General features: G+C 76.3%; 4 protein-coding genes and 1 pseudogene. 2 read left to right on the forward strand and 3 right to left on the reverse strand.

Annotation, left to right across the window (positions count from 1 at the left end):
• The first annotated feature begins 24 nt into the window (after positions 1-24).
• Positions 25-243, forward strand: coding sequence for an FmdB family zinc ribbon protein (locus tag OO48_RS20330; protein WP_033218282.1), 219 nt, complete (start codon positions 25-27; stop codon positions 241-243).
• Between the two features lie 94 nt (positions 244-337).
• Here OO48_RS20330 and OO48_RS20335 read toward each other — a convergent pair whose 3' ends face one another.
• The 3 genes and pseudogenes from OO48_RS20335 to OO48_RS20345 form a co-directional block, all read right to left on the reverse strand.
• Positions 338-1,156: an HAD family hydrolase gene (locus OO48_RS20335; protein ID WP_033218285.1), complete on the reverse strand. Its 819-nt coding sequence runs from the start codon at positions 1,154-1,156 to the stop codon at positions 338-340.
• Between the two features lie 30 nt (positions 1,157-1,186).
• Positions 1,187-3,705, reverse strand: a pseudogene (locus OO48_RS38955) (phosphoribosyltransferase).
• Between the two features lie 277 nt (positions 3,706-3,982).
• On the reverse strand, positions 3,983-5,155 hold the full coding sequence (locus tag OO48_RS20345; protein WP_033218288.1) for an HpcH/HpaI aldolase/citrate lyase family protein: 1,173 nt from the start codon (positions 5,153-5,155) through the stop codon (positions 3,983-3,985).
• A 358-nt stretch (positions 5,156-5,513) separates the two neighbouring features.
• Here OO48_RS20345 and OO48_RS35265 point away from each other — a divergent pair.
• The coding region (locus OO48_RS35265; RefSeq protein WP_051732354.1) for a TerD family protein at positions 5,514-6,365 on the forward strand (852 nt) is incomplete at its 3' end.

Here is a 6,365-nt window from a genome sequence, read left to right on the forward strand (position 1 = left end):
CCGGCTCTCGGTACCCTGCTCGGTATGCCTCGCTACGACTTCCGCTGCCGCTCCTGCGGCACCACCTTCGAACTCAACCGGCCGATGGCCCGGGCGAACGACCCGGCCACCTGCCCCGAGGGCCACCCCGACACCGTCAAGCTGCTCTCCACCGTCGCCGTCACCGGCGCGAAGGCCTCCGCGCCGTCCCCCGCCGGCGGTGGCGGGGGCGGCGGCTGCTGCGGCGGGGGCTGCTGCGGGTAGCCGCACGCCCGGGGCGCCGGGGCGGTGTCGGCGCCGCCGCCGGTGACGGTTCCGGCGCGGTGCCGGGGCCGGTTCCGCCGCCGGGGCCGGAACCTCAGCTGATGTGCTTGAGCACCTGGCGGAGGATCTCCTCCCCCGCGCCCACCCCGGTCTCGCTGAGCGCGGTGACGCTCGGCGCCGTCCAGCCGGTCTCGGCGAGTTCGCCGTGCCCCGGCCGCCAGGCCAGGTCCGCGGCGAGCAGGAGTTCGGCGTCCAGCAGGGAGTCGCCGGCCGCCAGGACCGTCCCGGCGCCGCTGCGCCGCCGCACCTCGTCCAGGGCCGCGCCCTTGGAGAGCGGCGCGGGCACGGCGTAGACCTTGCGGCCCTGGAGGGAGACCGTCCAGCCGCGCTCGGCGCACCAGGCGGTGAGCTCGCCGATCCAGCCGGGCGGGAGTTCGGCGCGCTCGACCACCAGGTAGGCGAACAGCTCGTCGGCGACGCGCCGCTTGTGGGTCCACTCCGGGTCGGCGGCCAGGGCGAGGTGCTCGACGACCTGGGCGAGCGGGGCGCTCTCCGCGTCGAGCCGGGTGCGGACCTGCCGCTGCCAGTCCTGGTCGGGGACGCCGTCGACCAGCAGGTGGCCGCCGTTGGCGCAGACCGCGTACGGGGGGATCCAGTCCGCGGTGGGGCCGGGGAGGTGGATCCGCTCGTACTGGGCGCGGGTGCGGGTGGTGACCGGGACGACCGGGGCGAGGGCCGCGATCTCGGCGAGCAGGGCGGCGGCCTGCTCGGTCATGAAGGAGAGCGCCTTGCCGTCGTGCACCTCCACCGCGAGCAGCCGGGGGGCGAGCCGGTCGGGCACGTCCAGGCCGAGGGCGCGGTTGGAGTAGACGAGGGTGCGGTCGAGGTCGCTGGCGACCAGGAACTGCGGCACGGGCGGGGTCTCCTTCGTTCGGGGGCGGGGTCAGGTCTGGACGGCGGTGCCGTCCGCGCCGGTGGCGCCACGGGTGTAGCGCGGGTGGATCAGGCCGACGCAGGTGTAGGGCAGGTCGTCGGTCTCCTCGACCGGGACGCCGCGCTGCTCGGCCAGCAGCCGGACGTGGTCGAGGTCGGCTCCGGCGCCGCGGCGGGCGAGGATCCGCCAGGGGACGCGGCGCAGCAGGACGCGGGTGGTCTCGCCGACGCCGGGCTTGACCAGGTTGACGCTGTCGATGCCGTACTCGGCGCTGATCCGTTCGACGGCGGCCCAGCCCTCCCAGGTGGGGGTGCGGTCGGCGGTGGCGAGCCGGGCGGTCTCGGCGGCGACGGCCTCGGCGACGGCGGGGAACGCGGCGGCGACGGTGTCGACGAAGTGGCGGGAGACGTCGGCCCCGGCCAGTTCGCGGTAGAACTTGGCGCCGTGGAACTCGTCCGGCCCGGTCAGGTCGGCGCGCAGCACGGTGCGGGAGACCAGGCCGGAGACGGTGGAGTTGAGGCAGGCGGAGGGGATCAGGAAGTCGTCCCGGGTGCCGTAGGTGCGCACGCAGCCGCCGGGGTCGGCGAGGACGGCGAGCTCGGGGTCGAAGCCGGTGCCGGCCAGGGCCTGTTCGAGTTCGCGGGTGATGGCGCCCTTGCCCGTCCAGCCGTCGACGAAGACCACGTCGGCGGGGCGGTGGTGGGCGGCGAGGTGGCGCAGGGCGACCTGGTCGATGCCGCGGCCGCGGACGATGGAGACGGTGTAGTGCGGCACGTCGAGGCCGTGGGCGTGGGCGAGCCAGCGGCGGATCAGGATGCCGACGGGGGTGCCGGCCCGGGCGAGCGAGGCGAGCACCAGGTGCGGGCCGCGTTCGCGCAGCAGCGTCTCGGCGACGGTGCCGACGGCGGTGGCCAGGCGGGTCGCGGAGGCGTCGAGGGCGGTGTGGAAGAGCTGCTGGTAGGCGGCGTCGGGCTGGTACTCGACGGGCAGCGACTCGGCGTAGTGGGCGCCGCCGGACTGCACGGCCTCCTCGCGCTCCTCGGTGGGCGCTTCGAGGTGGACGTCGGAGAGGTCCTTGAGCAGCCAGGTGACGTCGGCGGCCGGGTAGCTGGAGAAGGCCGGCCCGTGCAGCGGGCGGGCGGCGGTCGGGGAGGGGGCGGTGTGCGCGGTCATGCTGGGTGCCTTCGACGGGGTACGGGTCATGCTCGGGCAGCGGGGCGTCGGGCGGGTGGCTCGGGGCGGTACGACGGGAGAACGGCGAGCACCACCCGGTCGGTGGTGGTGCGCAGGGCGGGCAGCAGGGCGTCGGGGCCGTGGTGCAGGGCGGGGGTGTCCGCGGGGTCGTCGACGACCAGGACGACGGTGTCGAAGCGGCGGGCGGGGTCGGCGCCGGGGGCGACGTTGTAGGCGTAGCGCTCGGTGGAGCGGTCGGCCGGGTCGTCGTGGGCGGCGAAGGCGAGCCGGGTGCGGATGGCGTAGCCGGGCTCGTCGAGGGCGAACACCGGGGAGCGGGTGGTGGTGGAGAAGCGCACCTCGGTGTCGGGGCGGGCGTGCTGCAGCGCTTCGGCGAGCCGGAGCGGGGCGTACATCAGCTCTTCGCAGCCGAGCACCAGGACCCGGCCGGGGCGGGGGCCGACGGCGGCCGCGAGCGCGGTGCCGAGGGCGGGCAGGGCCGCGTCGAGGCGGCGTCGGTGGTCGGGGGTGAAGCCGTGCCGGCCGCCGTCGGGCAGGTCGGCGGGCCAGGGCAGGTCGAGCCTGACCAGTTCGCCGGGCGGGCCGGCGGAGGGCCGCGGGGCGGGGGCGGCCTCGATCAGCTCCCGGGCCCGCTCCAGCACGCCCTCGGGCAGTTCGACGCCGCCGGCGGCGGTGGCGACCAGGTCGAGGCGGGCGCCGAGCGCGGCGGCCGCGGCGTGCAGCCGCTCGCGGTCGGCGGGGGTGCGCAGGTCGACCAGGGCGACGGCGACGTACCGCTCGCGCGGGTGGGCGGCGTGCAGGGCGCGGATGGTGTTGATGACGGTGGTGCCGGTGGAGAACTCGTCGTCGACCAGCACCAGCGGGCCGTCGCCGGCCAGCAGCAGCGGGTCCTCGGGGAGCAACAGGTGGCTGGTGGCGTGCGAGTGCTCCTCCTCGAAGCCGCCGAGCGGGGCGACGCCGGGGACGGGCCGCCGGGTGGAGTGCAGGTAGGGGGCGTCGAGCCCGTCGGCGACGCTGTGGCCGAGGGCGGTGGCGGTCTCGGCGTACCCGAGCACCACGGCCCGCGCGGCCTCCTCGGGGCCGAGCAGCGCGGCGACCCGGCGGCCGAGGTCGAGCCCGGTGCCGTGCACCGTCGCGGGCCGCTGCGGGACGTGCTTGCCCAGCACCCGGGAGACCAGCAGGTGGGCGCGCTTGGGGTTGACCCGCAGGGCGAGGCCGATCAGCCCGGTCAGTTCGGGCCCGCCGGTGAGGCGCAGGCCGAGCCGGTCGGTGACCCACTGGCCCGTCCAGGGCTCGGCCCCGACGGGCCCGGGGGCGGTGGTGTCGGCGGTCATCGGGGCTCCTCTCGACGAGCACGGTGGCACGGAAGGCGGTGCGGATGGTGCTGGTGGTGCTGGTAGTGCTGGTGGTGCCAATGGGACGGACGCGGACGCGCGGGTGTGCGGTTCGGGTTCGAGCGTACGGGGCGCGCCGGGACCCCCGGATCACCCGACCGGCCGGGAAGCCCGCGCCGACCGGCCGGGAAGCCCGCGCCGACCGGCCGACCCGCCCGTCGTCCGACCGGCTGATGCGGCATCGGCCGAACCGGCCGCGGCGGGCAGTCCGGCCGGTTCAGCCGATGCAGGCGGACAGCAGCTCCGCGAAGGTGACCTCGGGGCGGGCGACGCCGAACACCTCGGCCCGCAGCAGCACCCGCTCGGCCCAGGCCCGGTGCGGCTTGGCCTCGTTCATCTTGTTGGTGTACGCGGAGCGGCTGACCCCGCCGCCGCCGCGGTGCTGCTGCAGGATGTCCTGCGCGTCGCACAGCTCCTCGTGGGTGACCACGGACAGCGCGTGCACGGCGGCGACGTGGCTGGGGTGGATGCAGGTCTTGCCGAGCAGCCCGTTGGCCCGGTCGAGCTCGATCTCCCGGATCAGCCCGTCCAGGTCGTGCTCGATCAGCCGCTGGCGGACCCGGTCGGCGGGCGGGATGACCTCGGCGAACGGGGTGCGGCGCAGCTGGGGCTTGAACATCCGCTCCTGGAGCGGGAAGTACTCCCAGACCGGCCCGGTGACGGTGTGCCCGGTGCCGTCGGCCCGGCCGAGCACGTTGACCACGTCCCCGATCACGCCGGCCACCAGGGCGACGTCGTAGGCGGTCAGGTCGGGCGAGCGGCGCAGCCCGTACGCGGAGCACAGGTCGGTGACGCCGAGCCGGACGGCCAGGACGCGTCCGCGGTGCTTGTCGAGCAGCCGGGCGATGCCGTGCAACTGCTCGCGGCGGCTCTCCAGGTGGGCGAGTTCGGGCGATTCGAGCACCGGCATGACGAACAGCCGCTGCCCGGTGCGCTCCTCGGCGCCGGTCAGCGCCTCCAGGAAGGGCAGCCCGCTGTCCTCGGTGAACTTGGGCACCACGAAGCCGCTGAGCAGGCGCAGCGCGGGGCCCAGCCGTCCGGTCAGGTCGGTGATCTGCTCGGGGGTCCGGACCCGGACGAACAGCAGCGGCAGTTCGGCGTCGGCGCCCTGCTCGGCGAGCGCGGTGAGCTGGTCCACCAGGTTCCGTTCGGCGTCGTCGACCTCGTGGTCGGCGATCGCGTCCTCCAGGCAGAGCACCATGGAGACCACGCCGCGGGCGGCCTGCTTGAGGACGTCCCGGGCCAGGGTGGGCCGGGTGGCGGGGCTGTAGAGCGTGGCTCCGAGGGCGGTGGCGAGGACGGCCGCCTCGCTGTCGCGGTCGAAGGCGGCGGGCTGCTCGTGAAAGAGCCGGCTGCGGACGTCGTCCGCGAGATGCCCGAAGTGGCGCAAGGTGCTCTCCCGCTGTGGTCTGGTGGGCCCGCCGGCGGCGGGAACGGCTGCCGCCTCTCTGTCCATGGGACGGTCGGCACGGCCGGAAAGTTCGCCGGAGCGCGCACGCCGTCGCCGGGTGGGGAGCACCGGGGGCCGTTGGCCGCTTATCGTACGGCCGGATGACCTCGACCGAAGAGTTCGAAACATCGAATTCTCGCAAGGTTGTCAGCGCCGTCACCGAGCCCGCCGGGCACCCCGGCCCGCGGCACCGCCGGCGCCCGCGCCACCGGCACCCGGCGGGGCCTCCCCGACGGGGCGCGCCGATGACGCGCCCCGCGTTGTCCCGGGCCCCCGGCAGGCGGCAGGATGGTGCGCTATGACGCACGTGATGGCGAAGGGCGCCAACATCCCGCTGACGGCGGCCGCCGTCCGTGCCGTCCTGCGGTGGACGGACAGCCCGGGCACCCCGGACGTGGACGCCTCGGCCCTGCTGGTGACCGCCCACGGCAAGGTCCGCGACGACTCCGACTTCGTGTTCTACAACCAGCCCCGGCACCCGTCCGGCCTGGTCCGGCACCTGCCCAAGCAGGTCGCGGACGGGACGGTCCGGGACGGGCTGGAGATCGACCTGTCCCAACTGCCCGCCGAGGTCGACCGGGTGGTGCTGGCCGGTTCGGCGGAGGGCGGCGCCTTCCCCGCGGTGCCCGACCTGCGGGTGCTGCTGTTCGACGCGGCCGCGCCCGAAGGGTCGCCCGCGCTGGCCGAGTTCGTGGTGGACGAGGGCGAGCAGGTGACCGCGCTGGTCGCCGCCGAGCTCTACCGCCGGGCCGGCGGCTGGAAGTTCCGCGCGGTCGGCCAGGGCTACGTGGACGGGCTGCTCGCGCTGGCCACCGACTTCGGCATCACGGTCGAGGACGAGGACGCCGCCCCGGGCGGCTCCGCGGTCGACCTGACCGACCGCGGCGGCGACCCGCGCGTCCCCGCCCAGGCCCCGCAGTCGCAGCCCGCCGCCCAGCCCCAGTCGCAGCCGCAGTCGCAGGCGCAGTCGCTCCCGGTCGACGAGGACGACTGGACGATCGCCCCGGCGACACCGCTGCCGACCCCGCAGACCGCCCCGCCCGCCCCGGAGCCCCAGCCGGTCCAGGCCGCCCAGCCGGTCCGGCCCCCCGCCGCCCCCGCCCCGCCCCCCCCGCCCCCCCCCCCGCCGCCGCCGCCCCGCCCACCACCC

Source organism: Kitasatospora phosalacinea, from assembly GCF_000716545.1.
Lineage (GTDB): Bacteria > Actinomycetota > Actinomycetes > Streptomycetales > Streptomycetaceae > Kitasatospora > Kitasatospora phosalacinea.

Coding starts and splice junctions, on each gene's coding strand:
- OO48_RS20330 (WP_033218282.1), top strand. CDS start 25: ATGCCTCGCTACGACTTCCGCTGCCGCTCCTGCGGCACCACCTTCGAA.